Genomic DNA, 25,356 nt, shown 5'->3' with positions numbered 1-25,356 from the left:
CATGACCACCGTGCACCTGACCGGCCAGTTGATCTGCGCGACACCGACCGACGTGGCGGTCGTCGAGACCCATCTGCCGGAGCATATCGCTCTCACCCGCGCCGAACCGGGATGCGTGTCGTTCGAGGTGACGCCGACGGACGACCCGCTCGTCTGGGACGTCGCCGAGGTCTTCGAAGACGACGAGTCGTTCGCAGCACACCAGGCCCGCGTCGCGTCCAGCGAGTGGGGGCGTGCGACCGCGGGCATCGAACGCCGCTACCAGGTGACCCGATCGCCAGCAGGCCAGGCCGTCTTGGACGTCGGCGACGATGACCTCGCGGACCTCCGCCGCAGACTCCACGACATGCGCTGGCCTGACCGGTGGCCGACCGCCGGTTGGGAGGCCGGCACCGATCAGGACGAGCTTCGGCGGCTCGTCACCTACTGGGCGGACGACTTCGACTGGGCGGCACAGCAGCGGGACATCAACGCCCTGCCGTGGCACCGCGCCGAGATCGGCGGGGCCGCGATCACCTACCTCCGGTTCGACGCCGAGGCCCCGGGCGGCATCCCCGTCGTCCTCACGAACGGATGGCCGAGCACCGCCCTCGAACTGGTCGGACTCGCCAGGCGCCTCGCGACACCGTCCCGGTACGGCGGAGACCCGGCGAGCGCCTTCACCGTCATCGTGCCCGCACTGCCCGGACTGCCGTTCTCACCGCAACGGCCGAGCTTCGGCGACCAGACGCACGAGCTGTGGCACACGCTCATGCACGACCACCTCGGCTTCGCCCGGTACGCCGCGCACGGAGGCGATCTCGGATCCGGAATCACCTCTCGGCTCGCGCAGGCGCATCCCGAGGCGGTCGCCGGCATCCACCTCCTCGCGGTCGCTGCACCGCGCGAGGTCGACGCTGAGACGCTCACGGAGGAGGAGCGGGCGCATCTCGCCCGGGTCGATGCCTGGGACGCCGAGGAGGGTGCGTATGAGCATCAGCACCACACCCGTCCGCTCACGCTCGCTCCCGCGCTGTCCGACTCCCCCGTCGGCCTGCTCTCATGGATCCTCGAGAAGCATCGGGCCTGGAGCGATTGCGGCGGCGACGTCCCGTCCCGGTTCAGCGACGAGTACCTCGCGACGCTCGCCTCCGTCTACTGGTTCACGAACGCGATCGGCACGTCGCTCCGCCCGTATTACGAGTCCGCGACCGGGATCACGACGCGTGTCGACCGGGTCGAGGTGCCGACCGCGGTCGCGCTCTTCCCGCACGACCTGGCGAGTCCGCCGCGCAGCTGGGCCGAGCGGAGCTACGACGTGCGGCGGTTCACGACGATGCCCCGAGGCGGCCATTTCGCGCCGCACGAGGAGCCCGAGCTCCTCGCGGACGACATCCGGGCGTTCCTGACGACGCTGTGACGCCGGGAACGCCCGGGACGGATGCCGTGACTGCTCAGAGTTCGCGCTTGCGGTACAGGGGCACGGCGACGAGGACGCCGACGACGATCCCGACGGCGCCGAGCGCGAGTCCGAGGCCGACCACGAGCGGGAGCGGAACACCGGTGGCGGCCTCTTGCGCGCCGTCCAGCACGCCGATCGCCTGCGCGAGCCAGGCGAGGCCTGCGATCGCCAGCGCAGGGGCGTAGCTGATCAGTCGGCCGCGCGTGTATCCGATCCGGAACAGGACCGGCAACTGGATGCTGGCCGACAGCCCGACGAAGGCGACCGCGACGGCCTGGATCACGAGCAGGAGGCCCCAGTCGAGTGAGGCGCCGCGCACGCCGGCCATGAGCACGGTCACGGCGAAGGCGATCGCCGAAGCGAGCAGGGCGAAGACGACGATGGAGCCGGCCCGTCCCACCACGATGGTGGACCGCGAGACGGGGAGAATGCCGTAGAGCGTGTCGAGGCGTCCGCGCTCGTCGCCGAGGAACGGCGCGGCGATCATGAGCGAGGTGACGATCGCCGCGCCCATGATCGCCATGCCGGGCACGGGGAGCAGGATCCCGACGACGGCGACGAAGCCGAGCAGGAGGAGCGTCTGCCGCCGCGGCAGCCAGGAGGTCAGGTCGAAGCGGATGAATGAGCCGATCATGCGGAAGCCTTCCCGTGTGCTGCTGCCAGGTGGATGACGATGTCGTCGACGCTCGCCGGGTCGATCACGGTCTCCGGTCCGAACTCCGCCATCTGCGTCGTCCGGATGAGCGCGGACCACTGCTCCCCGCGCCGCTCGAGCCCGAGCACCTCGCCGGTCGGCGGCGCTCCCGCGCCCCGCACCATCGCGAACTCGTCGACGGTGTCGGCGAACCGTCCGTCGTAGGCGACCCGGCCGTTCACGAGCACGAGCAGGTCGTCGGCGAGCTCGTCGAGATCCGTCGTGATGTGCGTCGAGAAGAGCACCGCGTGCTCGGGGTCGACCATGAACTCGCGGATCAGGTCCCCGATCTCGCGCCGGGAAGCCGGGTCGAGGCCGCTGGACGGCTCGTCGAGGATGAGGAGTTCCGGCTGCTGCGCGAGTGCGGTCGACAGCGACAGCTTCACGCCCTGCCCGCGGGACAGCTCGCTGACCCGCTGCTCGTGGGGCACCCCGAGGCGGTCGAGCAACGACTCGAACCGCCGCTGATCCCATTCCGGGTAGAACGGGCTGAGCCGTCGGCCGATCGATGCGACACGCCACTCCGGAGCCGCGGTCGGCTGGTCGAGGACGACGCCGATGCGTGCGAGCGCACTCGGGGAACCGGCCGGCTGCCCCAGCACCTCGATGTCGCCGGCGTCGGGGGTCAGCAGGCCCAGTAGGGCACGGATGGTGGTCGTCTTGCCGGCCCCGTTGGGTCCGACGAGGCCGGTCACGGTGCCGCGTTCGACCGCGAAGGAGACGTCGTCGACGGCGAATGATCGCCGCTGGACGCGCAATCCGTCGATGCGAAGGATCTTGTCAGTCATCGGTACTCCACCTCTGTTCGAGTCGTGTCTGGATGTCGGTCCTACTGAGACGCGCATGCCGAGCCGCGATGACGAGCTCGCTGATGACCTCGTCGACCCGCGACTGCAGGAGGGTGCTCGCCGTCTCGGGGTCGACGTCGAGGACGACGAACCCGCGTCCGTGCTCACTCCGCACCAAGCCCTCGGCGACGAGATCGTTGTAGGCCCGGGTGACGGTGATGACGCTCACCCGGAGATCCGCCGCGAACTGCCGCAGGGACGGGAGCGTCTGCCCGACGGGGATCTCCCCGGCGAGGATCGACGCGCGCAACTGGGTCTCGATCTGTTCGTAGATCGGTGTTCCCGAACTGTTCGAGATCACGACGCCCATGGCACCTCCATCTGTTTATAAACACCATAACAGTTGGCATGCGGAACCGCGAGGCCCGCCTCTCCATCCCGACGGCGAAGCGTGCCGCGTGCTCGCTACGGTGGAGCCATGAGCACCGTCCGAGACGCCTACACCCGACGGTCCACCGAGTACGCGAAGCTGCTGGGCACGATGGCCTCGGTGCATCCGTCGGACCGGCAGCTCGTGACCTCCTGGGCCGACCGGATCGCCGGTCCCGCACTGGACGCCGGCTGTGGCCCGGGACAGTGGACGGCGTACCTCGCCTCGCGCGGCCTCGACATCCGCGGCATCGACCTGGTCCCCGAGTTCATCGCGCATGCCCGCGTCGAGCACCCGGAGACCCGGTTCGACCTCGGCAGCCTCGACACCCTCGACGCTGAGACCGGCTCGGTGGGCGGCGTCCTCGCCTGGTACTCGCTGATCCACCACCGCCCCGACACGATCGAGACACCGCTCGCGGAACTCGCTCGCGTGCTCCGGCCGGGAGGTGGACTCCTGATCGGCTGCTTCGAGGGGCCATCGGTCGAAGCGTTCGACCATGCCGTGGCGACGGCCTATCGCTGGCCGATCACGGAACTGGCCGAGCACGTGCGCCGAGCGGGCTTCGAGGTCATCGAGACGCACACCAGGACGAGCCTCGATCAACGACCGCACGGAGCGATCCTGGCCAGGCGAGCCGACCCGGTGAGGTGAGGCGGTTCGTCGCCCGATCCGCCGCATCTCAGTGCCGCTGCAGTTCCAGCGTACGCCGCGCACCGGGGCTTGCCGCAAGACCCCCTCCGGCCTCCAGAATGGGTGGCCGCGGTCGCCTCCGACCACGAGAACGGGGTCCTCATGCATGACGTCATCATCAGCGGTGGCGGACCGACCGGCATGATGCTGGCAGCCGAACTCCGGCTCCACGGCGTCGATGTCCTCGTCATCGAACGGGACGCCGAGCCGAGCCCTGCCGTACGGTCGTTGGGCCTCCACCCGCGGACCATCGAGATCCTCGACCAGCGCGGCATCCTCGACCGGTTCCTCGCCGAGGGCACGCAGTACCCGGGCGCCGCCGGTCACTTCGCCGGCATCGTCCCGCCGCGACCCGTGCCGCTCGACACCGCGCACGACTACGTCCTCGGTCTCCCGCAGCCGGTCACCGATCGACTACTGACCGAGCGCGCGGTCGAGCTCGGTGCCGAGCTGCGTCGCGGGAGCGGACTCGTCGGCCTCGAACAGGACGACGACGGGGTCACCGTCGAGCTGGACGAGGGTGAGCGCCTGCGGGCACGGTGGCTCGTCGGGTGCGACGGCGGGCGGAGCACCGTTCGGAAGATCCTCGGCATCGGCTTCCCCGGCGAGTCCGCGCAGACCGAGTGGATCCTCGGGGAGATCCAGGTCACCCTCCCGGCCGACGAGGTCACCGCCATCGCCGACGAGGTCCGGAAGACGCACCGTGGCTTCGGCATCGGGCCGGTGTCCGACGGCTTCTTCCGCGCGGTGGCGCCCGCCGACGCCCCCGCCGACGAACGCCTCGCGACGCCCACGATCGAGGAGTTCCGGGCCCGGCTCGAACGCTTCGCCGGGACCGACTTCGGCGCACACTCCCCACGCTGGCTGTCGCGCTTCACCGATGCGACGAGACTCGCTGAGCGCTACCGGGTCGGCAGGGTGCTCATCGCCGGCGACGCCGCCCACGTGCACCCGCCCCTCGGCGGGCAAGGCCTCAACCTCGGGATCCAGGACGCGTTCAACCTCGGATGGAAACTGGCAGCCGAGCTCGCAGGCTGGGCACCGGCCGACCTCCTCGACACCTACGCGACGGAGCGCCGCCCGGTCGCCGACGACGTCCTCACGCTCACCCGCGCGCAGAGCGTCCTCCTGTCCCCCGACCCCGGCCCGCTGGCGGTGCGTCGGCTGTTCTCGGAGCTCATGCGGTTCGACGACGTGGCCCGTTTCCTGGGCGAGCGGATCGCGTCCACCGGCATCCGATACGACGTCGGAGGTCCCGGTACAACGGTGGACAGCGGCTCGGACGAGGGGTCGCTGCTGGGTCGACGGCTCCACGACCTCCCCCTGGCCGACGGCACGGGCCTGTTCACGCTCCTGCACGAGGGTCGCGGACTCCTGCTCGACCGGACCGGGACCCACAACGTCACCGGCTGGGCGGACCGCGTCGACCGGGTCGCCACCACGACCCCGGGGCTCTCGGCCACGGCGGTGCTTCTGCGCCCCGACGGACACGTGGTCTGGCTGGCCGACGGGCGGGAGCCGCTCGAGCCGGCCCTCCGGCGCTGGTTCGGTGAACCGACGCGGTGAGGTGAGGCGGTTCGTCGCCCGGCCCGCGGCTGAGCGACGATCCGCCGCATCTCAGCGAGCGCTCAGTCGTGGTCGATGGAGGCGACCGCGTCGGCCACCTGCGACTTCCCCTCGGCCACACGGTCGTCGTCGTCGGTGACGATCCCGATCGTCTCCTCGATGCGCCCCTGCACAGCCTGGATGACCGCCTTCGGCTGCGGTGCCTCCGGCTCGGAGTCGTCGCTCCCGTCCGAGTCCTCGGGGTAGACCCGGAGCCGGTCGTCGTCACCGTCCGCCACCGTGCGTCTGGCGTGGTCGACGCAGAGTTTGGCGACCTCCTCCGCGTGCGCGTACATGACGGAGTGCGCTGCGCCAGGGATCTCCCAGAGGCGCGAGGAGGGCAGGAGTTCTCCGACCCGCTCCACCCACTCGCGCGGTGCGACGGCGTCGTACTCGCCGCGGATCACGAGCGTGTGCGCCTGCACCTTCGGCAGGGCCTCCTCGATCGGATACCTGAGCATCTGGGGCAGAACCCGAGAGAACCACTTGAAGCCGCAGAAGACGTAGGCGCTGACGGCGAGCACCTTCACCGTGAGCGGTTCGTGCCAGCTCGACTGCAGGAAGCGGACGGCCTGGGTGAGCACCCGGCGCTGACCGGGCACGACGACCGGGCCGATGAGGACGAGGGTGGACAGCTCAGGACGACGGGAGACGAGGTCGCTGACCACCTGGCTGCCCATCGAGTGGCCGACGATGATCGGGTCCTTGAGATCGAGCTCGTCGATGACCCGGCCGACGAGGTCCGCGTACTCGCGGATCGTGAGCGTCGACGAGGGGTGCGGCACCCCGCCGAAGCCGGGGAGGTCGAGCGCGTGCACCGGCCCGAACTCGTTGAGGTGCGGCGCCAGGCGTTCGAAGTAGGTGGACGAGACACCGATGCCCGGGATGAGGATGAAGGAGCGGTCGCCACTGGATCCCACGGAGTTGACCCGGACGTAGACGTCGCCGTCGTACACGCGATCGACCCGCACACTCCGCTTGCGACGCTTGCGTTCGATCCTCGACATGCCCCCAGCGTACAAGCGGGTGACGCCTGCACCGCCGGAGCTGTCAACCATGCGGGATTCGGATCGGCGATTGCGATGATGGAGGCAACCGGAGCGGCAGTCCCACGCTCCTCGAGAGGTGGCACCACCATGACCGTTCCCCGCGTCCTGATCTCCGGAGCCAGCATCGCCGGCCCCGGCCTGGCCTTCTGGATGAACCGCTACGGCTGGGAGACGACGGTGATCGAGCGCGCGCCGGCGTTCCGCGACGGCGGCCAGAACATCGACGTGCGCGGCGCCGCTCGCGAGGTCCTGCGACGCGCTGGCCTCGAGGACGCGGCGCGCGAGGCGACCACGGGCGAACGCGGCACACGCTTCGTCGGCGACGCCGGTGAGACGATCGCCGAATTCCCGGTGTCGGACTCCGAGACCGACGGCGCGACCGCCGAGGTCGAGATCCTGCGCGGTGACCTGGCCCGCATCTTCATCGATGCGACGGACGGCACCACCACCTACCGCTACGGCGACCACATCACGGCCCTCGACGACGACGGCGAACGGGTCCTCGTGTCCTTCGCGCATGGAGCGGACGAGGCGTTCGACCTCGTGATCGCGGCGGACGGCATCCGATCGTCGACCCGCGAGCTGGCCTTCCCCGGCGAGGCGGTGACCCGGTCCCTCAGGCTCGAGATGACGTACCTCACGATTCCGCGCGACGACGCCGACGTGCCGTGGTGGCAGTGGTACTCGGGCGTCGGCGGCCGTAGCGTCACGCTCCGACCCGACCGGCACGGCACCACTCGCGCGGTGTTGACGGAGGTCACGTCCGACCGTGGTGACGGCGTCGTCCCCGCGCGCCGCGACCTCGACGCGCAGCGACGGCACCTCCGGAACCGCTTCGTCGGACTCCCCTGGCAGGCGAACCGGATCCTCGGGCACCTCGACGACAGCGACGACGTCTACTACGAGTCCATCGGCCAGGTCAGGACGCCCCGCTGGGCATCCGGACGGGTCGCGCTGCTCGGCGACGCGGCCTGGTGCGCGTCGCCCGTCAGCGGCATGGGGACGAGCCTGTCGATCGTCGGCGCCTACGTGCTGGCCGGCGAGCTGGCCGCGCACGTGCACCACCGGGACGCCTTCCGCGGGTACGAACGCATCATGCGCCCCTACGTCGAGCAGGCCCAGTCGCTGCCGCCGGGCACGCCGCAGCTCGCCAATCCGACCTCGAAGGCCGGCGTCGCCGCCTTCCGCACCGCACTCCGCGTGGCCGGGTCGAAGCCGGCGAAGCTCGTCGGTGCGCAGTTGTTCTCCCCGCCGGCCGACAAGATCGACCTGCCCGAGTACGAACACCTGGCATGATCGGCGAGCCCAGGCCGATCGCCTCGAGCGCACCGGCACTGTCCGGCCCGGTCGTCGCGGCGCAGGAATGGAGGGACCTGGCGTTCGTGCACTGGCGCGTCCCGGCGAACGCCGTCGCGCCACTGCTCCCACGAGGGGTGGTCCCCGACGTCTTCGACGGTTCCACCTGGGTCGGACTCATCGCCTTCCAGTTGGGCGACGCCCGCATCGGTCCGCTACCACCGTCGCCCATCGGCGGATCCTTCACCGAGGTGAACGTCCGGCTGTACGGGGTCGACGCCCAGGGGCGTCGCGGCGTCGTGTTCCGGTCACTCGAGGCGTCGAGCCTGCCGGCGGTCCTCGCGGCTCGCGCGATGTTCGGTCTGCCCTACCGGTGGGCGCGGACCGCGCAACGGCCGACGGACGACGGCTGGGAGTACGCGTCGCGGCGGATTACCACGTCGCCGACGACACGGGGTCCGGGCTTCCAGCTCGGCGTCGATGTCGACCGGACGACGACCGTCGTCGACGAGCTGTCACAGTTCCTGACGGCGCGGTGGGGGCTCTTCCAGAACCGCTTCGGTCGGACGCAGTGGTTGCCGAACGAGCACGAACCCTGGGTCCTGCACCCGGCTCGCGTCACGTCGTTGCGCGACGAGCTCTGCGCGGCGGCGGGCCTCCCGGGTGTCGTCGAGCACGAGCCCGACTCGGTGCTCTTCAGCCCCGGCGTGACCGCCCGGTTCGGGATCGGCTCCTTCCTCGCCCGCTAGTGCCGGATCAGTTCGCTGCAGCGACCGCGGCGAGCACCACGGGGTCCTCGCAGCCGCGCGCGAAGCCTCGGATCCGGCGGTCGATGTCGCGCTGCAGGACGATCGCACCGATGCGCTCGGCGATCGGTGCCAGCCACCGCGGCTTGCACGTGAAGTTGTAGCGCCAGACGGCGAGGGTGCGCTGGTCGTCGCCGTCCACCGGGCTGAAGCGCCAGCCGCCGGCGAGCCGTTCGAAGAACCATGAGCCCTTCGTCATCTTCATGCCGACGTTGGTCGGCGGGTGGTACGAGACGTATTCGCTGACCATCCGGAACCCGAACCGCTGGACCGTGAAGGTGCGGACGCCCTTGGCGGCCTCCTTCGCGCCGTCGAGGAAGTGCTGCCGCCGGATGAACGGGTCCCAGCGCATCCGGGTTTCGCCCGTCGTCTGGGAGATCGCGAACGCGACATCGGGCGGGACGGGCACGGTGCAGCGGGATTCGACGACGGGCATGCCCCATCCTGACACGGCCCCGAAGTGAGGCAGGTGGTCACCCGGAACGCTGCCGGGCGACCAGTTCCCGCACCTCAGCGGCGGAGCGTGGCGGGCAGCACCCGGTCGACGAGCTTGAGCAGCACGGCGAACACGATCGCGACGACGAGCACCATGAGCGCGTTCCGGACGGCACCGTCGAAGCCGAGCTGCGTCGCATCGAGGAAGGGGTAGGGGTACCAGCCGGTGATGCCGCCACGGATGAAGGTGAAGACCACCCAGGCGAGCGGCCAGAGGAACGCCCAGGCGACGGTGATCCAGGTGAAGCGCGGACGCGGACCGAACACGAGCCAGGCACCGAGCGTGAGCCACGGCGAGAGGTAGTGGAACCCGATCGTGATGACGAGCGCCCACCCCGTGAGGTTCACCTGCGGCGCGAGGACCACCGCGTAGACGATGCCGGTGATGACGATGCTGAGCAGGGCGTCGAGCCGCGCCACCCGCCACAGCCGGCCGTCACGCAGGGGGTCGATCACCAGCAGGACGGACACGGTGAGCACGATGAGGTTGCTGAGGATGGTGAACGCGCTGAAGATGCGTGCGAACCGGGTCGCGAGGTCGACGGACATGTCCACACCACCCGAGCGGGCGTCGGCGCCGCCGGTGATGACGAGGACGATCTGGATGACAAGGGAGATCGCGATGATCACGGCGATCAGGAGGTAGACCACACGGCTGGCGGTGACGACGGCCGCGGACGGCGCGACCTGCGTGGGATGGACGGTGGTGCTCACCCGCCAACCCTAGCCAGCCCGCCGCACCCCATCTCCCTCAAGCCCTGACACGTGCGCTTTCAGGCCAACAGCGGCAGTCGCCCGACGATCCGGTCCACCCGGTTGCGCGGCCCGACCAGGGCGACGGCCAGCGGGTTGAGTGCATCCGACACGGTGTCCCCAACCACCTCGAGGTACTCGTCGTAGACCCGGGTGAGCTGGGCCGCCTCCGGCATGTCGACGACGAGCACGCCGTCCGACCCCGCCGCCTTGGCCCGGATCGCCGCCAGTTGCGCAGCCGGAGCGGACAACACACTGCACCCGGCCCACGGCAGTCCGGGATGAGCCGAGCCGTCGGCGTCGACGGCGTCCGGTCCGAGGAGTCCCTGCACCCCGGCTCCGATCGCCGCTGCGACGCAGGCCGCCGCGTTCACGGCACGACCGGCCGGAAGATCCTGTTGCACGACGACGACCCACTTCAGCCGGGCGGACCGCGTGGGCGCCGCCGTGTCGATCTCCTCCGGCGCGAAGCCGACGAATTGTTCTTCCGTCATGTCTCTCCCTGATGTCGTACGCGAATCGACCCTCAGGCTACGTCGATCAGAGGGGAGCGCGGATTGCAGCCGTACATCGTTCGGTGCATCTGGCAGAATCACCGCCATGGACGAACTTGATACGGCGATCCTGCGCGAACTGCAACGTGATGCCCGGCGCACCAACCGCGACATCGCGGCCGCGGTCGGCGTCTCCCCCACCACCGCACTCGACCGGACACGCAGCCTGTACCGCCGCGGCGTCATCCGCGGCGCGCGACTCGACGTCGATCTGCCGTCGCTCGGTCGCTCCGTCCAAGCACTCATCGCGATCCGGATCCGGCCGCCGTCGCGCGTCAACATCGACGCGTTCCGCAGCTGGGCGATCACCCTCCCCGAGACCATCGGCGTCTTCGTCGTCTCAGGGAACGAGGACTTCCTGCTCCAGGTCGCCGTCACCGACAACGACGCGCTCTACGCCTTCGTCATCGACAAGCTCACGGAGCGCGAGGAGGTCGCGGACGTCCGGACGAGCGTCGTCTACGAGCACGTGCGACCGCAGGTGGTGATGCCTGCGGAACCCGAGACCTGAACGATCAGCCGGTGTGCGCCTCGAGGAACCCGCGGACGTCGTCGATCTCGGCCTGGTGGATCCCGTGGGCGAGCCCCGGATAGGTGCGCTCGGTGAGCGTCGTGTGCAGCGGCAACCAGGCGGCGGTCCACGCGACGGCCGGCGCGGCGATGACCCGGTCCTCGAGACCCCGTCCCCAGAACACCGCGGGCTTCGTCGCCGCCAGCACCTCGTCGCCGGGCTGTGGTGCACTCAGGACGAAGCCGGCGAGGATCACCGGCGCCACGACCCGCTCGGGTCGGGTGCGCAGCAGCTGCGAAGCCATGAAGCCGCCCTGCGAGAAACCGATGGGCACGATGCGCGCCTCAGCCGACACGTGTTCGTCGATCCAGCCCCAGACGGCGTCCGTTGCGCGGGCGATCGGCTCCGGGTCCGGGTCGCCCGGCGTCGTGATCTCGAACCAGGCCGCCCCGCCGTGTCCCATCTGGAGCGGCGCGCGCAGCGACACCCAGGGCGTGCCGAGCGCGAGGGGCCCGACGAGGCCGGTGAGGTCGTGCTCGTTCGAGCCGTAGCCGTGGAGGAGCACCGCGACAACCGGAGCGGACGACGCGGCGTCGGCCCAGTCGGCGGAACGGACGTCGCGCAGTGCGGTGGTCATCGGGACAGCAGCTCCTCGGTCGACAGGTCGGGTAGGGCCACGGACACGCGGGTCCCCCACGGGTCGGAGACGGTCACGGAACGACCGTCCGCGTCGAAGGGGATCGTGCGGGCGCGCAGCCTCGCGGCCAGCGTATCGAGGTTCGCGAGGTCGGGGACGGTGATCGACACGTCGCCGAGGCCGAGGGCGGCCGCGCGGGGACCGGCGCCCTGGCTGTTCCAGACGTTCATCGCGATGTGGTGGTGGTACCCGCCGGCGGAGGCGAAGATCGCGCCGGGGTACTCGGTCTGCGTCGTCTCGAATCCGAGCGCGTCGACGTAGAAGGCCCTGGCGGTCTGGAGGTTGCCGACCTGCAGGTGCACGTGCCCGACGGCACCGGCCAACGACGGCCCGGCGCCGAGGGCCTCCTCCGTGAGGTGCCGCTGCAGGTAGGCGTTCGGGTCGAGGTACGTGGTGGTCATGGCGATCTGGTCGCCTGAGCGCACCCAGCCGCTGCGCGGGCGGTCCGTGTACAGCTCCACGCCGTTCCCCTCCGGGTCGGTGAAGTAGAACGCCTCGCTCACGAAGTGGTCGCTCGACCCGACGAACTGTCCGCGGGGATCCTGCGCGGCCCGATAGACCGTCGCCGAGAGACTCGATTCGTCCTCGAACAGGAACGCCGTGTGGAACAGGCCGGCCTGCCGCCGGTCGACGGCCGGCAGGTCCGGCGTGTGCACGAGTCGCACGAGCGGGGTGTCGCCACGACCGAGCACCCGGTGCACCTCGCGGGCACGGCTGCGCTCCTCGAGCGGCTCCATCGCGAAGGCGTTGGCGTAGTAGCCGGACATGAGGTCGAGGTCGCCGACGCGGAGCGTGACCGCGCCCATCGACGTCTCCGGGGCGAGCAGACGCTCGTCGAGCACAGCGGACATTCGGTCTCCGATCGGGTGATGGGGTCGGTACAGGCTACCCCGTTTACTTGTAGATGTAACCAATTCAGGGTCGTCGTATTCCGCGATCGGCCGACACGCCTGTCAAGCCCTTGTCTCGCGCGCGCGAGGGGTGTGGGCTGGAGGGCCACAACGAGAAGAGTGCTCACATGACCGATGCCAGCAGCGCGGCCGACCGCAGACGGAGTCGCCGCGGACTTCCTCCCATGAAGACCCTCCTCAACGACCTCCGCGAGGACGTCGTCCGCCTGGTCACCGGCGAGATCGCCCTGTTCAAGGCGGAGATGACGAAGAAGGCCAAGGACCTCGGGATCGGCGCGGGAATGCTCGTCGTCGCCCTGGTGCTCGTGCTCTTCGGCTTCGGGACGCTCATCGCGGCCGCCGTCCTCGGACTCGCCACCGTACTCCCCGCCTGGCTCGCCGCCCTCATCGTCGGCGTCGTCCTCATCCTCGTCGCCGGGATCCTGTCGCTCGTCGGCGTCAAGAAGCTCAAGGCCGGCGCGAAGCCCGTTCCCGAGCGCAGTGTCGAAGCCCTCACCGGCGACCACCTCGCAGAGCACCAGCAGCACGACTCGAAGCACGACACCAAGGAGGCCGCAGCATGAGCGACCAGGATCTCGCCCGCCCCACTCCCCCCGAGGGCGCCGGGCTGAACACCCTGCAGCTCGACGTCGAGCAGACGCGTGAGCACCTCGCACAGACGCTCGACCTCCTCTTCCAGAAGTTCGACGTCCGCACCGCCGTGGCCTACCACCTGCGCACCACCGCCATCGTCGTCGCCTCGGTGGCGGTCGTCGGCGCCGGCGTCCTGCTGTGGCGTGCGAACCGAGGGCACCGTGTCTGAACCCACCAAGCAGCGCCAGGACCGCGTCGAGGCGAGCCAGCCCGACGATCCGAAGGACCGTCACGCGGATGACGCCGAGGAGACGATGCAGCCGCAGCGCGTCCCCGTGCCCTGGGGCTACGTCCTGAAGCGGACGCTGCACTCCTTCACCTCGAACCAGTGCACCGACCTCGCGGCAGGGCTCACCTACTTCGCGATCCTGTCGCTGTTCCCGGCCGTCCTCGCGCTCGTCTCGATCCTCGGCCTCTTCGGACAGAGCCGCAACGGCACCGACGCCCTCCTCGAGATCGTCGGCAACCTCGCCCCGGGCGACAGCCTCGGCTTCCTGACCGACGCGGTGAACCAGTTCGTCGAGTCACCGGCGATCGGCTTCGCCCTCATCGCCGGTATCGCCGGCGCCGTGTGGTCGGCATCCGGCTACGTGGGCGGCTTCGGTCGCGCGCTCAACCGCATGTACGGGGTCGAGGAGGGACGCAAGATCTGGTCCCTGCGTCCGACGCAGCTCGGCGTGACCCTCGTCGTCCTCCTCGTCATCTCGGTGATCGCCCTCGCACTCATCGTGTCCGGCCCGGTCGCGCAGGCCATCGGACAGGCGGTCGGTCTCGGTGAGACGGGCCTCACGGTCTGGTCGATCGCGAAGTGGCCGGTCATGGCCGCAGCGCTCGTCTTCGTCATCGCCGTGCTGTACTCCGCGACGCCGAACATCAAGCCGGAGAAGTTCCGTTGGATCAGCATCGGGGCGCTCACCGCTCTCCTGATCCTGCTCATCGCCTCCGTCGGGTTCGGCTTCTACATCGCCAACTTCAGCAACTACGACGCCACCTACGGCTCGCTCGCCGGCATCATCATCTTCCTGCTGTGGATCTGGATCGCGAACCTCGCACTGCTGTTCGGTGCCCAGCTCGACATCGAGATCCAGCGTGGCCGCCAGCTCGCCTCGGGTGTCGCCGCGGAGCAGGAGCTGCAGCTGCCCCTGCGCTCGGACGCCGCGATCAAGGCGCTCGCCGACCGCGACGCGAAGGACGCCCTCGAGGGCCGTCGTGTCCGACGCGCGGCGGACCGCACGGACTGACCAAAACAGCCCGCGAACTGTCAGAACAAGCTAGTCGAACGGCGTCGGACTAGCCGGAACTGACAGTTCGCGGGCTGCTGTGGGGTGGGACGGGGTTACGGCGTGGGCATACCGCCGTTGACGTTCAGGGTCTCACCGAGCACGTAGCTCGACTCCGCCGACGCGAGGAACACGTAGGCGGGCGCGAGCTCGGCAGGCTGGCCCATGCGGCCGAGCGGGGTGTCCTCGCCGAACTCGGCGATCTTGTCCTGCGGCTGACCGTCCGACACCTGGAGCGGCGTCCAGATCGGGCCGGGCGCGACCGCGTTGACGCGGATGCCCTTGGGTGCGAGCTGCTGCGCCAGCGCCTTCGTGAAGGCGTTGATGGTCGCCTTGGTCGACGCGTAGTCAACGAGGATGTCCGACGGCGAGTACGCCTGGATCGAGGTCGTGTTGATGATCGACGAGCCGGCCGGCAGGTGCGGGAGGGCGGCCTTCGAGAGCCAGAACATCGCGTAGACGTTGGTCTTGAAGGTGTCGTCGAACTGCTCGTCCGTGAGGGTGGTGAGGTCCTCGTTGAACATCTGCTTGCCGCCGTTGTTCACGAGGATGTCGAGTCCTCCGAGGCTCTCGACCGTCTGCGCGACGAGGTCGCGGCAGTAGGACGGGTCGCGCAGGTCGCCCGGCAGGGTGAGGACGGTGACGCCGGCGTCGCGGACGATGCCGGCGATGCGCTGCGCGTCCTCTTCCTCCTCCGGGAGGTAGGACAGGGCCACGGAGGCACCTTCGCGGGCGAAGGCGATCGCGGTGGCGGCCCCGATGCCGGAATCGCCACCGGTGATGAGCGCCTTGCGGCCGGTGAGCCGGCCGGTGCCGCGGTAGCTCTCCTCGCCGAGGTCGGCCTTCGGGTCGAGCTTCGCGTCGAGGCCGGGCTCGGGCTGGTGCTGCTTCTCCGCGGAGATGTGGGCGTAGAGCTTCGCCGGGTCGGTGAAGGTGTACTGGTCGTCGGCCATGGTGATGGTCCTCTCGTTCAGTGGGTGTTCGGCGTGGATCGGATCGTGGCCGAGTGGTTGCAACGCTACGGACCGCGACCGGTGTGACCCCGGGGCTTGCGTTCTCGGAGGCTGCCGGGTATCCGCGCAAGGTCCGCCCTTCGACAAGCTCAGGGACCGGGGTGCAGACTCAGGGACCGGGGACTTCACTCCTCCCCGGTGAGCTCCTTGATCGTGAGGGCCGCGTTGATGAGCGCGAGGTGACTCAACGCCTGCGGCAGGTTGCCCCAGTGCGCACCGTCGGCGGGATCGATCATCTCGGCGAGGATCCCGACGTCGTTGGTCAGGCCGACGAGTTCGTCCATGGCCGCGATCGCCTCGTCGTGACGGCCGACGCACGCGAGCGCGGAGGCCCGCCAGAACGCGCAGGCGACGAAGGTGTACTCCTCCTGCTGCACGCCCGAGTACCGGTAGAGCAGGGCCCCCTCGCCGAGTTCGTCCGTGAGCGCGTCGATCGTCGACGACATGCGGTCACCACGGTCGAATCCGCTCATCGCATGCAGCAGCACCGAGGCGTCGAGATCGTCGCTCCCGGGGAACATCACGTACGCCCCGCGTTCCTCGTTCCACCCGTGCTCGTCGATCCACTCGCGGATCCGGGTCTGCTCGGCGCGCCAGCGATCGGCACTGCCGGCGACCTGCCCGAGCTCCGCCAGGTGCACCGCATCGCCGAGGGCCTGCCAGCAGCCCATCTTGGACGAGACGTAGTGCTCCTCCTGGGGCAGCTCCCACATGCCTGCGTCGCGATTCCGCCACAGGTTGCAGGTGCGGTCGGCGACCTCGGCGAGGAGACGACCGGTCTCCACGTCGAGGACGTTGCCGGCGTCGACGTAGGTGCGGCAGATCGCGAAGAGGTCGCCGTAGACGCCGAGCTGCAATTGCCCCTGGGCGGGGTTCCCACTCACCACCGGTCCGATGCCGCGCCAGCCGGCGACGTCGTGCTCGACGACCCCGTCGGGCACACCGCCCTCGAGTCCGTAGAAGATGTGCAGCTCCGGCCCGTTCTCGCGGATGGTGCGCAGCAGCCACGACACGGCGGCGTGCGTCTCCTCGCGGAGACCGAAGCGGACGAGCGCATGCGCGGTGTACGCGAGGTCCCGCACCCAGGCGAAGCGGTAGTCCCAGTTCTTGGCCCCGCGCGGGTTCTCCGGCAGTGACGTCGTGGCGGCGGCGGCGATGGCCCCGGTGGGGCTGAAGATGAGCAGTTTCAGGGCGAGCGCGCTGCGCTGCACCTGATTCGCCCACGGTCCCTCGTAGGAGAACGCCCGGGACCAGGCCCGCCAGTTGTCGATCGTGCGGTCGATGCCCACGTCGACGTTGGCAGGCACGGGCAGATGGATCGGCTCGCCGTGGGTGGCGACGACGATCAGGAGATGCCGGGAGTCCTCGCTGGTCGTGAACCGGCCCGAGAGCTCCGTCGGCATCGATCCATCGACCTCGACCTCGTTCGGCCCGTACTCGTCGCCGACCACCGCGATCGTCGTCGCGCCCGACCGGATGATGGGGCCCCGTGTGCTGTCCTCGATCCACGGCGAGGCCGTCCCGAGCGCCGTCCCGGGACGGACGCGCCAGGTGAACTCGACGCTGCCTGAGACGCCGTCGATCCGGCGCGCGAGTTCGGCCCAGGGCAGGCGGCCCGCGATACCCGTGACGAGTGCGTCCGTGATCGTCGCGCGCCCGTGCTCGGTCGTGAAGGTCGTGCGCAGCACATTGGTGCCGGACACGTAGCGCCTCGTGACGGTGTACTCGCCGACCGGCTCGAGCTCGATGCATCCGCCGGAGTCGTCGTCGAGCAGCCGGGCGAACACCGGCATGGACCCGAGGTCCGGGATCGGCAGCCAGTCGACCTGGCCACGGAGTCCGATGAGGGCGACGGTGCGGCCGTCCCCGATCGGTGCGTACGAACGGAGATCCTCGCCAGCTGCGGTCATGCGATTCACCCTACGAGCCGCGCCTCCGAATCGCCGGGGCTGGCGGCCCCGGCACGCGGCTGCTAGCACGGGACGCCCGGTGCCGGGCGGGCGTCAACCCCTGGAGGCGGATCACCCGGATCGGCTTGGGTGGACGGACCGCAACCACAGCATGCTGGCACGCACAGCAGCACAGGGAGGAACACCATGAACCAGCCCGCTCAGCAGCAGCAGCCGCCCGGCACCTAAGGTGAACTCACCCCGCAGGCCGATCACGGCGAGTCCAGCTACCGGGGTTCCGGCAAGCTCGAGGGCAAGGTCGCCATCATCACCGGCGGCGACAGCGGCATCGGGAAGGCCGTCGCGATCGCCTACGCCCGCGAAGGGGCGGACGTCGTCGTCAGCTACCTCGACGAGGACGAGGACGCCGCGGACACGGTGCGCTGGGTCGAGGAGGCCGGCCGGAGCGCGCTCCGCATCGGCGGTGACCTGACGAGCCCGGAGCACTGCCGCGAGATCGTCCGCGCGACGGTGGCGCGCTTCGGCAAGGTCGACATCCTCGTGAGCAACGCCGCGTACCAGATGACCCGGGAGAGCCTGGCCGAGATCCCGGACGAGGAGTGGGACCACACGCTCGCGACGAACCTCAGTGCGTTCTTCCACCTGAGCAAGGCGGCGGTCCCGCACATGGCTCCGGGATCCTCGATCATCGCGACGAGCTCGGTGCAAGCCGACTCGCCGTCGCCGCAGCTCATGCCGTACGCCATGACCAAGGCTGGGCTCGCGAGCATGACCGCTTCGCTCGCCCAGCTGCTCGGCGGCGACGGGATCCGCGTGAACGCGGTCGCCCCCGGCCCGATCTGGACACCCCTGATCCCGTCGACGATGCCGCCCGAGACGGTCGAGTCCTTCGGGACGGACACCCCGCTCGGGCGTCCGGGACAGCCCGCAGAGGTCGCACCGCCCTACGTGCTGCTCGCCTCGGACGAGGGGAGCTACATCTCGGGCGCCGTGATCGCGGTGACCGGCGGCAAGCCGATCCTCTGAGGACCGGGCGCGACGGGCGCCGCTCAGGCGTCTGGCGACCGCTCCGAGCGCTCGATCTCGGCGTGGATGCGGCGCAGCGCGAACAGCAGGTTCTCGCCGCCCGCATCCTCCGCCGGGTCGTCGTCGTCCGGCTCCCGACCGGCCGCACCGTTCGCGCCCGTGTGGGCCGATCGGACCGCCCGACGCAGCATCGTCAGCGCCCGGTCGGAGGCACGCAACGCCTCGGAGAGACGCTCGTCGTCGATGGCGGCCTCGACGAGGTCGGCCGAGGCGTCGATCGCACCGGCGAGTGCGCTCCGGACGCCCTCGTCGAGGTCGACCGGCACCGGGATCCCCCAGAGCGCCGCACGCAGGGCGTCACCGATCTCCACGACCACCGGCGCGATCCGTTCGAGGGCGGCGAGCGCCCCCTCGTCCCCGCGGAAGTCGTGCCGGTTCCACCGCGTGCGCGGGTTGGCCCGGCGGCTCTCCGCGGCATCTTTCATCAGCCCGCGCGCGGCGTCGACGTCGTGCCGGATGGCGAGCAGCGAGCTGTCCCAGGACGGCGGGTCGTCCGGGGTCGGTGCCGACTCGGATCGGAGGGTGTCCGACATGCTCCGGAGCGCACCGACCATCCGTGACCTCGCGGCCGAGATCCCGGCTGCCGACTCGCGGACGAACAGCGGCGGCATGATGAGCAGGTTCACGAGGAGCCCGACGAGCACGCCGAGGGCCATCTGCACGAGGTAGCCGACCGAGAAGTCGTTGGCGTTCGCTCCGCCGATGATGATGACGAAGAGCGCCGCGATGGGGACGTAGTCGCGGCCCTGTCCGAGCCCCGGCAAGCCTGCGAGGAGTGTGCCGAGCCCCACCGACAGGGATACGGACACCCAGCCGGGCGCGGGCGAGATGATGAGCAGCCACGCGAGTCCGATGCCGAGGCCCAGACCGACGAGGGTCTGCAGGCTCGAGCGCACCGAGTCCATGAGCGTCGGTGTGAGGCTGACGAGGGCGCCGAGCGGGGCGTAGTAGGAGAAGTCTCCGAGCTCGCCCGGGAGCAGGCTGCCGAGGGACCAGGCCGCGGTGGCCGCGATGGCGACCTTGAGCGCGAGCATGAGGCGCCACGGACGCAGCGCGGGCATGATCCACGCGCCGACCCGTTGCTTCGGTGTGCGGATGCTCCCCGTCGGGGTCTTGCGTCCGGTCACCTCATCGCCGCTCATCACAGCCGCCATGGTGGTCTGGCCCTGTCGAAGCGTCAACCCCCACGCGCCGATCAGCTCGGCGGCCTAGCGTGGGTCTGGTCATCTCCGATGGCGACAACCAGGAAGGAAGCGAACATGACGAACGCATCTGCATCATCCTCACGTCCCGACGCGGAGGAGATCCCCGACGGTTCGGGCTCCGACGGTTCCGAGTCCACTGACGGTGAGGACACGGCGTCGGGTGGCGGCGCCGACGACGAGTAGTCGCCGAACCGACATCCGACCCCGATGGGCGGCGCGCCGACGACGATTCGCCGTCGGACGCCGCCCCAGGTCAACGACTGCGGGTCGCCGTCCGGTTCTCCGCGCTGATCATCCAGGCGAACTGCTCCAGCTGCTGGATGATCGCGTGGAGGATGTCCGCGCTCGTCGGGTCCTCGTCATCGACCTCGTCGTGGACGCGGCGCATGGTGCCGACGACGGCCTCGAGTCGGACGGTGATCAGATCGATCGTTTCCGAGGTGTCGATCTCGCCCTGCGGGTACTCGGGCAACGTCGTGGTCTCGGCCACGATGTCGCTGCGTCCGTCCGGCACGGCGTGCAGGGCACGCATGCGCTCGGCGACGGTGTCGCTGAACTCACGGGCCGCGTCGATGATCTCGTCCAGCTGCAGGTGCGTGTCGCGGAAGTTGCGTCCGACGACGTTCCAGTGCGCCTGCTTGCCCTGGATCGACAGCTCGATGAGGTCGACGAGGACGGCCTGCATGTTGGCGTCCAGTTCCTTCGACGCGACGAAACCCTTCTCGGCGTTCTGCCGACGGGTGGGCTTCGGCCCGGATCCTCCGGGAGCCGATCGGGTCGTGCTCTCGGTCTTGCTGGTCTTCTCTGCTGTTGCCATTGGTAGCACCTCCTGCACCGCAGGCTACGCACCAAAGCTGTCGATCCGGGGGCCCTTGACATCGTCGACGACACCTCCCATTCGCGCCCGCGCGGTCGTCAGCTGGGAATTCCGAGCCGGGAGACTTATGGTGAAGCGACACAGCGTGACGCGACACCGCGTGAAGCACGACGAGGAGAGCACGGCCCGCCATGGGAAAACTGATCTACGGTTCTGAGGTCTCGATCACCTTCGAGGACCGGCTGCTCGCGCACCTGCAGTTCGTGATCGGTGCGAAGCTCCGCAGGAACGAGGCCTTCTACTTCGGTTGGAAGGACGACCCGCGGGCGGGCGACGGGCGCAGCGTCATCTGGATCCACCCCTCGGTGCCGTTGCGCTTCAAGTACTCGGGCAGCGTCCCGATCGACCTCAACCGCGCGTGGATCGACGCGCTGAACGTCACGGCGAACTCCGCCCACGGCCTCTCGGTCATCGCGGAGCCCGCTCCGAGCCGGACAGGACAAGTCGCATGAGCCGCATGGAGATCGTCTACCAGGGACTTCCGTACTCGATCGCCGTCTCCGACCCGGACGAGTTCCGCGCCGAGGTGCTCGAGAGCATCTCGTCCGGGCAGTTCCGATGGCTGCAGGTCGACCGCGGCGAAGGACAGCTGGAGCCCATCAACCTCCTGATCGGTCCCGGTATCGGTATCGCGATGGGCACGCCTGACGGCGATTCTCAGGACACCCCGTCCTCGGCCCTCCCCGAGGGACAGGACCCGGACCTGCTGTCCTGACCATCTCGCCGAGCGGACACGCATAGCGCAGCAGGTACTCGGAAATCAACAGTTCAGCGTGACGATTTCACCTTTTCTAGACTTGTTCGGCGGACGTTGAAGTGGGTCTCCAGGCTGGCCGCTCGACACCGGCGCATCTCGCCGTGTCGATCGTCGGAGGTCCGGAGAAGGGTACAGCACATGGGCGCGATCGTTTACGGGACGGGCGAGAACCGGTTCCACCTCGAGGACCGGATGCTGGCTCACGTCAAGACCATCACCCTCATGAAGCTCCGCCGGAACGAGTCGTTCTCGGTGACGCTCCGCGACACCTCGACGGAACGCGGCCGCGTCACGCTCTGGCTGCACCCCTCGATCCCGCTGCAGTTCAGCTTCGAGTCGGATGAGACGTTCGAGATGGACCGCCCGCTGCTGGAGGACCTCATGCACGGCGCCAACGGTGGCGAGGTCACCGTTCGAGCGGACGCCGAAGAACTGGCCTGATCGGCCCCGCGGGTGCCGCACGAAACAGGAGGGACTTCGTGCGGCCCCCTGAGGGTCCCGGTGCTCGAGGGCTCAATCGGAGATCGTGAAGCGGACCGCGTGCAGCGCATCGGCCCGTGACGAACCGCCCACCCGCAGCTCGAACTCGCCCGCTTCGACGACCCGCCGTCCCCGCGCGTCGACGATGGAGCAGTCGGCGACGGGCAGTTCGATCGTGACCGTCGTCGTGTCGCCCGGTTCGATCGCGACCTGACGGAACGTCTTCAGCTCCTGGTCGGCCCAGCTCACCGAGGTGACGAGGTCGCTGACGTACACCTGCACCGTCTCGAGGACGGAGCGCGAACCGCTGTTGTGCACCTCGACCTCGGCGCGCACGGTGTCGTCACGTCCGTAGACGGCCTGGTCGAGGCGCGGCTGCCCGTACTCGACGCTCGAGTAGGACAGCCCGTCGCCGAACGCGAACGCAGGCTCCTGGGTGAGGTCGGCGTAGCGGTCGCCGTGCTGTCCGCGGATCTGGTTGTAGTACGTCGGCTGCTGGCCGGCGTGCCGCGCGAAGGAGATCGGCAGGCGACCGGTCGGCTCGATGAGACCGAGCAGGAGTTCCGCGATCGCGCGGCCACCCTGCATGCCGGGGCTCGCCGCCCACACGATCGCGTCGGCGTGCAGCGCGGACGGCGGCAGCACGAGCGGCTTCGAAGCGAGCAGGACCACGACGAGCGGCTTGCCGGTGGCGGCCAGGGCGTCGAGCAGGGCCACCTGTGCGCCGATGAGCTCGAGTGTCGCGGTGGAGCGGCCCTCCCCCACGAGCTCGATGCGGTCGCCCACCACGGCGACGACCACGTCGGCGTCCTCGGCCAGTGCGACGGCTTCCGCGATGAGCGCCTCGTCCGGTCGCGCGGGCGTGACGAGCGGTGGACGCGGCTGGCCGTCGGGGAAGGTCGCCCCCGCGGGATCGGGCGAGAGCGTGAGGATGTCCGCTCCGAACGCCGTCATGACCGTGCTCCCGGCGGGTGCGACCGCACGCAGGCCGTCGACCACGGTGGTGATCATCTCGCGCGGCTGGCCGTCGGGTAGCCAACCGGCCTGGCCGGAGTTACCCGCCCAGTCGCCGAGCTGCATCTGCGCGTCGTCCGCGAGCGGACCCACGACGGCGATGCGCTGCGGCCCGGCCTCGGACGTCGCGATCGCCCTGCCTGCCTCGTCCGCCCGGTAGCCGCCGGCGAGCGGCAGCACGCCCTCGTTGCGGAGCAGGACGAGCGAACGCCGCGCGGTCTCGAGGTTGAGCTCGGTGTGCTCCGGCGAGCCGATCACCGCGAGCTGCTCCGCGGCGTCCGGGTGCCGCGGGCGCTCGAACAGACCGAGCGCGAACTTCAGGGTGAGGATGCGACGGACCGCCCGGTCGAGGTCGGCCTCCTCGAGCAGGCCGCGCTCGAGCGCTTCCAGGGCGCCCTCGAAGAAGCCAGGGGTGGTCATCACCATGTCGTTGCCGGCGCGGATCGCGGCAGCCGAGGCGTGCACGTAGTCGGGGCTGACGTGCTGCTCCCACACCATGCGGCCCACGTTGTCCCAGTCGGTGATGAGCGTCCCCTCGTACCCCCATTCACCGCGCAGGACGTCGCCCAGCAGCCACTCGTTGACCGTGATCGGCACCCCGTCGATCGACTGGTAGCCGAGCATGAAGCTGGCGCAGCCCTCGCGGGCGACCCGCTCGAACGGCGGGAGGAACCATGACCGCAGTTTGCGTGGGGAGATGTCGGCCTCGCTCGCGTCGCGGCCACCCTGCGTCTCGGAGTAGCCGGCGAAGTGCTTGGCCGTCGCGAGGATGGCGGTCGGGTCGGACAGTCCGTCGCCCTGGTAGCCGCGCACCATCGCGGAGGCCAGCTCACCGATGAGGAACGGGTCCTCACCGAAGGTCTCGCCGACGCGGCCCCAGCGGAGGTCGCGCGCGATGCAGAGCACCGGCGAGAACGTCCAGTGGACACCCGTCGCGGCGACCTCGACGGCCGTGGCCCTGGCGACCCGTTCGAGCAGACCCGCGTCCCAGCTCGCGGCCATGGCCAGTTGCGTCGGGAAGATCGTCGCGCCGAGGTGGAAGGAGTGACCGTGGATGCAGTCCTCCCCCACGATCAGCGGGATCCGCAGTCGCGTCCGCCCGACGAGTTCATGGGCGACCGCGAGACGCTCCGGTGACGCGTGCAGGATCGAGCCGACGTGGGTCTCGAGCACGTGCGCCTCGATGTCGTCGCGGGCGTCGAGCTGCATCATCTGGCCGACCTTCTCCCGGACGGTCATCCGCTCGACGAGGTCGTCGACACGGGCCGCGATGGGCAGCGTGGCGTCGAGGTAGCGGGCCGCGTCGAGGTGACGGGTGGTGTCGGTCTTCATCGTTCGGTCGCTCCAGCGCGTTCGGTGTGGGTCGTGTCGGTGATCGTGGACGGGCCGGCCGGCTCGGTGCGGACGGCGGTGACGCTCGCCCCGGGCTTGATGCCGCGCTTGCGGAGGGCCCTGGCGCGCTCGCCAGCCGAGCGGAGCCTCGGGTTCACGTACTCGTCGATCCCGAAGTTGATGAGCGACAATGCGACACCGAGCAGGGCGATGCACACACCGGCGGGCACGTACCACCACCAGAAGTCGGGGAACGCACCGTTCTGCTGCGCCCAGAACAGGATGGTGCCCCAGTTGAGGTTCGTGATGGGGATGACACCGATGAACGCGAGCGTGGTGAGCCCGAGCACTGCCGCGGTGACCGTGCCGACGAAGCTCGAGGCGATGATGGCGGTCAGGTTCGGCAGCATCTCGACGGTGATGATCCGGAAGAGGGACTCCCCGTTCGCCTTCGCCGCCTGGATGAAATCGCGGTTGCGGAGCGACATCGTCTGCGCGCGCAGCACTCGCCCGCCCCACGCCCACCCGGTGAGCGCCAGGACACCGGCGATGAGGAACAGGCTCGGGTTGTCGTACTGGGACGCCACGATGATCATGAGCGGGAGACCCGGGATGACGAGGAAGACGTTCGTCAGCGCGGACAGCGACTCGCTCGTGAACCCCGAGACGTACCCGGCGGTGACGCCGATGGCGACGGCGATGATCGTCGCGAAGATGCCCGCGAGGAAGCCGACGAGGAGCACGCCGCGGGTGCCGTAGATCAGCTGGCTCAGGACGTCCTCGCCCATGTGCGTGGTGCCGAGCAGGTGCGCGGCGGACGGAGCCTGGCGCAGCGCGGTGAAGTCCTTCTCCAGTGGGCCGTACGGCGCGATGAGGTCGCCGAAGACCGCGACGAGGACGAAGAAGCCGAGGATGCAGAGTCCCGCGATCGACTTGCCGTTCCGGAACATCGCGAACGACGACGCGAACCGTGCGGCGACCGAGCGGCCGGCCGGCGTCGGTTTGGGCGCCTCAGCGGTGGCGAGGGCCTCGGTGGTGGGGATGGT

The 25,356-nt window shown here is 69.8% G+C and carries 29 protein-coding genes; 14 read left to right on the top strand and 15 right to left on the bottom strand.

The window, feature by feature from the left end:
• The first annotated feature begins 1 nt into the window (after window position 1).
• Entirely contained in the window at window positions 2–1,399 is a 1,398-nt protein-coding gene (locus tag BWO91_RS03155) for an alpha/beta fold hydrolase (protein WP_079001176.1), read from the top strand.
• Between the two features lie 34 nt (window positions 1,400–1,433).
• Here BWO91_RS03155 and BWO91_RS03150 read toward each other — a convergent pair whose 3' ends face one another.
• From BWO91_RS03150 to BWO91_RS03140, 3 genes are read right to left on the bottom strand one after another with little or no spacing between them, the layout of a single operon-like run.
• Window positions 1,434–2,075 carry an ABC-2 transporter permease gene (locus BWO91_RS03150; RefSeq protein ID WP_079001174.1) on the bottom strand — a complete coding sequence of 214 codons (642 nt, stop codon included), beginning with the start codon at window positions 2,073–2,075 and terminating at the stop codon, window positions 1,434–1,436.
• Window positions 2,072–2,923 (bottom strand): ABC transporter ATP-binding protein, encoded by an 852-nt coding sequence (locus BWO91_RS03145; protein WP_167620431.1) that lies wholly within the window; start codon window positions 2,921–2,923, stop codon window positions 2,072–2,074. The genes BWO91_RS03150 and BWO91_RS03145 overlap by 4 nt, the downstream gene beginning before the upstream one ends.
• A complete protein-coding gene (locus tag BWO91_RS03140) occupies window positions 2,916–3,293 on the bottom strand; it encodes a GntR family transcriptional regulator (RefSeq protein ID WP_064297095.1) in 378 nt (125 codons plus the stop codon). The genes BWO91_RS03145 and BWO91_RS03140 overlap by 8 nt, the downstream gene beginning before the upstream one ends.
• A 108-nt stretch (window positions 3,294–3,401) precedes the next feature.
• Between BWO91_RS03140 and BWO91_RS03135 the strand changes: the two genes are divergently transcribed.
• The gene (locus BWO91_RS03135; protein WP_079001170.1) at window positions 3,402–4,007 is read left to right on the top strand and encodes a class I SAM-dependent methyltransferase; all 606 of its coding nucleotides are present in this window, start codon (window positions 3,402–3,404) and stop codon (window positions 4,005–4,007) included.
• Window positions 4,008–4,148: 141 nt separating this feature from the next.
• Window positions 4,149–5,612 carry an FAD-dependent monooxygenase gene (locus BWO91_RS03130; protein ID WP_079003818.1) on the top strand — a complete coding sequence of 488 codons (1,464 nt, stop codon included), beginning with the start codon at window positions 4,149–4,151 and terminating at the stop codon, window positions 5,610–5,612.
• 62 nt (window positions 5,613–5,674) lie between these two features.
• Here the strand turns inward: BWO91_RS03130 and BWO91_RS03125 are convergent, their stop codons facing one another.
• Window positions 5,675–6,658, bottom strand: a complete 984-nt coding sequence (locus BWO91_RS03125) for an alpha/beta fold hydrolase (RefSeq protein ID WP_079003817.1) — start codon at window positions 6,656–6,658, stop codon at window positions 5,675–5,677.
• 129 nt (window positions 6,659–6,787) lie between these two features.
• Between BWO91_RS03125 and BWO91_RS03120 the strand changes: the two genes are divergently transcribed.
• Both BWO91_RS03120 and BWO91_RS03115 read left to right on the top strand, forming a co-directional pair.
• Window positions 6,788–7,996 (top strand): FAD-dependent monooxygenase, encoded by a 1,209-nt coding sequence (locus BWO91_RS03120; RefSeq protein ID WP_079001168.1) that lies wholly within the window; start codon window positions 6,788–6,790, stop codon window positions 7,994–7,996.
• Entirely contained in the window at window positions 7,993–8,745 is a 753-nt protein-coding gene (locus BWO91_RS03115) for a YqjF family protein (RefSeq protein WP_079001166.1), read from the top strand. Before BWO91_RS03120 ends, BWO91_RS03115 begins: the two co-directional genes overlap by 4 nt.
• Before the next feature lie 7 nt (window positions 8,746–8,752).
• On the opposite strand, the gene BWO91_RS03110 is transcribed toward BWO91_RS03115, so the two are convergent.
• The 3 genes from BWO91_RS03110 to BWO91_RS03100 all read right to left on the bottom strand — a co-directional run bounded on the left by BWO91_RS03110 (window position 8,753) and on the right by BWO91_RS03100 (window position 10,544).
• A complete protein-coding gene (locus BWO91_RS03110; RefSeq protein WP_079001164.1) occupies window positions 8,753–9,238 on the bottom strand; it encodes an SRPBCC family protein in 486 nt (161 codons plus the stop codon).
• 74 nt (window positions 9,239–9,312) lie between these two features.
• The gene (locus tag BWO91_RS03105) at window positions 9,313–10,011 is read right to left on the bottom strand and encodes a Pr6Pr family membrane protein (protein ID WP_079001162.1); all 699 of its coding nucleotides are present in this window, start codon (window positions 10,009–10,011) and stop codon (window positions 9,313–9,315) included.
• Window positions 10,012–10,070: 59 nt separating this feature from the next.
• Window positions 10,071–10,544: a DUF2000 domain-containing protein gene (locus BWO91_RS03100; protein ID WP_079001160.1), complete on the bottom strand. Its 474-nt coding sequence runs from the start codon at window positions 10,542–10,544 to the stop codon at window positions 10,071–10,073.
• A gap of 106 nt (window positions 10,545–10,650) precedes the next feature.
• Between BWO91_RS03100 and BWO91_RS03095 the strand changes: the two genes are divergently transcribed.
• A complete protein-coding gene (locus tag BWO91_RS03095; protein WP_079001158.1) occupies window positions 10,651–11,115 on the top strand; it encodes an Lrp/AsnC family transcriptional regulator in 465 nt (154 codons plus the stop codon).
• 4 nt (window positions 11,116–11,119) lie between these two features.
• Here the strand turns inward: BWO91_RS03095 and BWO91_RS03090 are convergent, their stop codons facing one another.
• Both BWO91_RS03090 and BWO91_RS03085 read right to left on the bottom strand, forming a co-directional pair.
• Window positions 11,120–11,752: an alpha/beta hydrolase gene (locus BWO91_RS03090; protein ID WP_079001156.1), complete on the bottom strand. Its 633-nt coding sequence runs from the start codon at window positions 11,750–11,752 to the stop codon at window positions 11,120–11,122.
• Window positions 11,749–12,663, bottom strand: a complete 915-nt coding sequence (locus BWO91_RS03085) for a VOC family protein (RefSeq protein WP_079001154.1) — start codon at window positions 12,661–12,663, stop codon at window positions 11,749–11,751. The genes BWO91_RS03090 and BWO91_RS03085 overlap by 4 nt, the downstream gene beginning before the upstream one ends.
• Window positions 12,664–12,830: 167 nt before the next feature.
• Here BWO91_RS03085 and BWO91_RS03080 point away from each other — a divergent pair, with 167 nt between their 5' ends.
• The 3 genes from BWO91_RS03080 to BWO91_RS03070 are packed head-to-tail and all read left to right on the top strand — an operon-like array spanning window position 12,831 to window position 14,597.
• Window positions 12,831–13,286 carry a phage holin family protein gene (locus BWO91_RS03080; RefSeq protein WP_079001152.1) on the top strand — a complete coding sequence of 152 codons (456 nt, stop codon included), beginning with the start codon at window positions 12,831–12,833 and terminating at the stop codon, window positions 13,284–13,286.
• Window positions 13,283–13,525, top strand: a complete 243-nt coding sequence (locus BWO91_RS03075) for a DUF3618 domain-containing protein (RefSeq protein ID WP_064297084.1) — start codon at window positions 13,283–13,285, stop codon at window positions 13,523–13,525. Before BWO91_RS03080 ends, BWO91_RS03075 begins: the two co-directional genes overlap by 4 nt.
• The gene (locus BWO91_RS03070) at window positions 13,518–14,597 is read left to right on the top strand and encodes a YihY/virulence factor BrkB family protein (RefSeq protein ID WP_240555660.1); all 1,080 of its coding nucleotides are present in this window, start codon (window positions 13,518–13,520) and stop codon (window positions 14,595–14,597) included. The genes BWO91_RS03075 and BWO91_RS03070 overlap by 8 nt, the downstream gene beginning before the upstream one ends.
• 95 nt (window positions 14,598–14,692) lie before the next feature.
• Here the strand turns inward: BWO91_RS03070 and BWO91_RS03065 are convergent, their stop codons facing one another.
• Both BWO91_RS03065 and BWO91_RS03060 read right to left on the bottom strand, forming a co-directional pair.
• Entirely contained in the window at window positions 14,693–15,589 is an 897-nt protein-coding gene (locus BWO91_RS03065) for an SDR family oxidoreductase (RefSeq protein ID WP_079001150.1), read from the bottom strand.
• A gap of 185 nt (window positions 15,590–15,774) precedes the next feature.
• Window positions 15,775–17,559: a glycoside hydrolase family 15 protein gene (locus tag BWO91_RS03060; RefSeq protein ID WP_079001148.1), complete on the bottom strand. Its 1,785-nt coding sequence runs from the start codon at window positions 17,557–17,559 to the stop codon at window positions 15,775–15,777.
• A 303-nt stretch (window positions 17,560–17,862) separates the two neighbouring features.
• On the opposite strand from BWO91_RS03060, the gene BWO91_RS03055 reads away from it, so the two are divergent.
• Window positions 17,863–18,585, top strand: a complete 723-nt coding sequence (locus BWO91_RS03055; RefSeq protein WP_205847592.1) for an SDR family oxidoreductase — start codon at window positions 17,863–17,865, stop codon at window positions 18,583–18,585.
• A 23-nt stretch (window positions 18,586–18,608) separates the two neighbouring features.
• On the opposite strand, the gene BWO91_RS03050 is transcribed toward BWO91_RS03055, so the two are convergent.
• Window positions 18,609–19,787, bottom strand: coding sequence for a hypothetical protein (locus BWO91_RS03050; protein ID WP_079001145.1), 1,179 nt, complete (start codon window positions 19,785–19,787; stop codon window positions 18,609–18,611).
• 117 nt (window positions 19,788–19,904) lie between these two features.
• On the opposite strand from BWO91_RS03050, the gene BWO91_RS20405 reads away from it, so the two are divergent.
• The gene (locus tag BWO91_RS20405) at window positions 19,905–20,033 is read left to right on the top strand and encodes a hypothetical protein (protein WP_255376699.1); all 129 of its coding nucleotides are present in this window, start codon (window positions 19,905–19,907) and stop codon (window positions 20,031–20,033) included.
• 70 nt (window positions 20,034–20,103) lie between these two features.
• Here the strand turns inward: BWO91_RS20405 and BWO91_RS03045 are convergent, their stop codons facing one another.
• Window positions 20,104–20,667, bottom strand: a complete 564-nt coding sequence (locus BWO91_RS03045) for a Dps family protein (RefSeq protein ID WP_071261759.1) — start codon at window positions 20,665–20,667, stop codon at window positions 20,104–20,106.
• Between the two features lie 191 nt (window positions 20,668–20,858).
• Between BWO91_RS03045 and BWO91_RS03040 the strand changes: the two genes are divergently transcribed.
• The 3 genes from BWO91_RS03040 (at window position 20,859) to BWO91_RS03030 (ending at window position 21,925) form a co-directional block, all read left to right on the top strand.
• Window positions 20,859–21,179, top strand: coding sequence for a hypothetical protein (locus BWO91_RS03040; RefSeq protein ID WP_064297077.1), 321 nt, complete (start codon window positions 20,859–20,861; stop codon window positions 21,177–21,179).
• A complete protein-coding gene (locus BWO91_RS03035; RefSeq protein ID WP_153303368.1) occupies window positions 21,176–21,442 on the top strand; it encodes a hypothetical protein in 267 nt (88 codons plus the stop codon). Before BWO91_RS03040 ends, BWO91_RS03035 begins: the two co-directional genes overlap by 4 nt.
• A 180-nt stretch (window positions 21,443–21,622) precedes the next feature.
• On the top strand, window positions 21,623–21,925 hold the full coding sequence (locus BWO91_RS03030; RefSeq protein ID WP_064297075.1) for a hypothetical protein: 303 nt from the start codon (window positions 21,623–21,625) through the stop codon (window positions 21,923–21,925).
• 72 nt (window positions 21,926–21,997) lie between these two features.
• Here the strand turns inward: BWO91_RS03030 and BWO91_RS03025 are convergent, their stop codons facing one another.
• A complete protein-coding gene (locus BWO91_RS03025; protein WP_079001142.1) occupies window positions 21,998–24,310 on the bottom strand; it encodes a glycoside hydrolase family 3 N-terminal domain-containing protein in 2,313 nt (770 codons plus the stop codon).
• Complete coding sequence (locus tag BWO91_RS03020) at window positions 24,307–25,353, bottom strand: ABC transporter permease (protein WP_371263812.1); 1,047 nt, start codon at window positions 25,351–25,353, stop codon at window positions 24,307–24,309. Before BWO91_RS03020 ends, BWO91_RS03025 begins: the two co-directional genes overlap by 4 nt.
• Window positions 25,354–25,356 lie beyond the last annotated feature (3 nt).

Source organism: Plantibacter flavus, assembly GCF_002024505.1.
Classification (GTDB): domain Bacteria; phylum Actinomycetota; class Actinomycetes; order Actinomycetales; family Microbacteriaceae; genus Plantibacter; species Plantibacter flavus_A.
The sequence above is the reverse complement of the archived record's forward strand: the minus strand, read 5'-3'. Positions and strand labels throughout refer to the sequence as shown.

Bases quoted from the DNA above. Each gene is read 5' to 3' on its own strand.
- BWO91_RS03155 (WP_079001176.1), top strand. From the start codon at position 2: ATGACCACCGTGCACCTGACCGGCCAGTTGATCTGCGCGACACCGACC.
- BWO91_RS03150 (WP_079001174.1), bottom strand. From the start codon at position 2,075: ATGATCGGCTCATTCATCCGCTTCGACCTGACCTCCTGGCTGCCGCGG.
- BWO91_RS03145 (WP_167620431.1), bottom strand. From the start codon at position 2,923: ATGACTGACAAGATCCTTCGCATCGACGGATTGCGCGTCCAGCGGCGA.
- BWO91_RS03140 (WP_064297095.1), bottom strand. From the start codon at position 3,293: ATGGGCGTCGTGATCTCGAACAGTTCGGGAACACCGATCTACGAACAG.
- BWO91_RS03135 (WP_079001170.1), top strand. From the start codon at position 3,402: ATGAGCACCGTCCGAGACGCCTACACCCGACGGTCCACCGAGTACGCG.
- BWO91_RS03130 (WP_079003818.1), top strand. From the start codon at position 4,149: ATGCATGACGTCATCATCAGCGGTGGCGGACCGACCGGCATGATGCTG.
- BWO91_RS03125 (WP_079003817.1), bottom strand. From the start codon at position 6,658: ATGTCGAGGATCGAACGCAAGCGTCGCAAGCGGAGTGTGCGGGTCGAT.
- BWO91_RS03120 (WP_079001168.1), top strand. From the start codon at position 6,788: ATGACCGTTCCCCGCGTCCTGATCTCCGGAGCCAGCATCGCCGGCCCC.
- BWO91_RS03115 (WP_079001166.1), top strand. From the start codon at position 7,993: ATGATCGGCGAGCCCAGGCCGATCGCCTCGAGCGCACCGGCACTGTCC.
- BWO91_RS03110 (WP_079001164.1), bottom strand. From the start codon at position 9,238: ATGCCCGTCGTCGAATCCCGCTGCACCGTGCCCGTCCCGCCCGATGTC.
- BWO91_RS03100 (WP_079001160.1), bottom strand. From the start codon at position 10,544: ATGACGGAAGAACAATTCGTCGGCTTCGCGCCGGAGGAGATCGACACG.
- BWO91_RS03095 (WP_079001158.1), top strand. From the start codon at position 10,651: ATGGACGAACTTGATACGGCGATCCTGCGCGAACTGCAACGTGATGCC.
- BWO91_RS03090 (WP_079001156.1), bottom strand. From the start codon at position 11,752: ATGACCACCGCACTGCGCGACGTCCGTTCCGCCGACTGGGCCGACGCC.
- BWO91_RS03085 (WP_079001154.1), bottom strand. From the start codon at position 12,663: ATGTCCGCTGTGCTCGACGAGCGTCTGCTCGCCCCGGAGACGTCGATG.
- BWO91_RS03080 (WP_079001152.1), top strand. From the start codon at position 12,831: ATGACCGATGCCAGCAGCGCGGCCGACCGCAGACGGAGTCGCCGCGGA.
- BWO91_RS03075 (WP_064297084.1), top strand. From the start codon at position 13,283: ATGAGCGACCAGGATCTCGCCCGCCCCACTCCCCCCGAGGGCGCCGGG.
- BWO91_RS03065 (WP_079001150.1), bottom strand. From the start codon at position 15,589: ATGGCCGACGACCAGTACACCTTCACCGACCCGGCGAAGCTCTACGCC.
- BWO91_RS03060 (WP_079001148.1), bottom strand. From the start codon at position 17,559: ATGACCGCAGCTGGCGAGGATCTCCGTTCGTACGCACCGATCGGGGAC.
- BWO91_RS03050 (WP_079001145.1), bottom strand. From the start codon at position 19,787: ATGAGCGGCGATGAGGTGACCGGACGCAAGACCCCGACGGGGAGCATC.
- BWO91_RS20405 (WP_255376699.1), top strand. From the start codon at position 19,905: ATGACGAACGCATCTGCATCATCCTCACGTCCCGACGCGGAGGAGATC.
- BWO91_RS03045 (WP_071261759.1), bottom strand. From the start codon at position 20,667: ATGGCAACAGCAGAGAAGACCAGCAAGACCGAGAGCACGACCCGATCG.
- BWO91_RS03040 (WP_064297077.1), top strand. From the start codon at position 20,859: ATGGGAAAACTGATCTACGGTTCTGAGGTCTCGATCACCTTCGAGGAC.
- BWO91_RS03035 (WP_153303368.1), top strand. From the start codon at position 21,176: ATGAGCCGCATGGAGATCGTCTACCAGGGACTTCCGTACTCGATCGCC.
- BWO91_RS03030 (WP_064297075.1), top strand. From the start codon at position 21,623: ATGGGCGCGATCGTTTACGGGACGGGCGAGAACCGGTTCCACCTCGAG.
- BWO91_RS03025 (WP_079001142.1), bottom strand. From the start codon at position 24,310: ATGAAGACCGACACCACCCGTCACCTCGACGCGGCCCGCTACCTCGAC.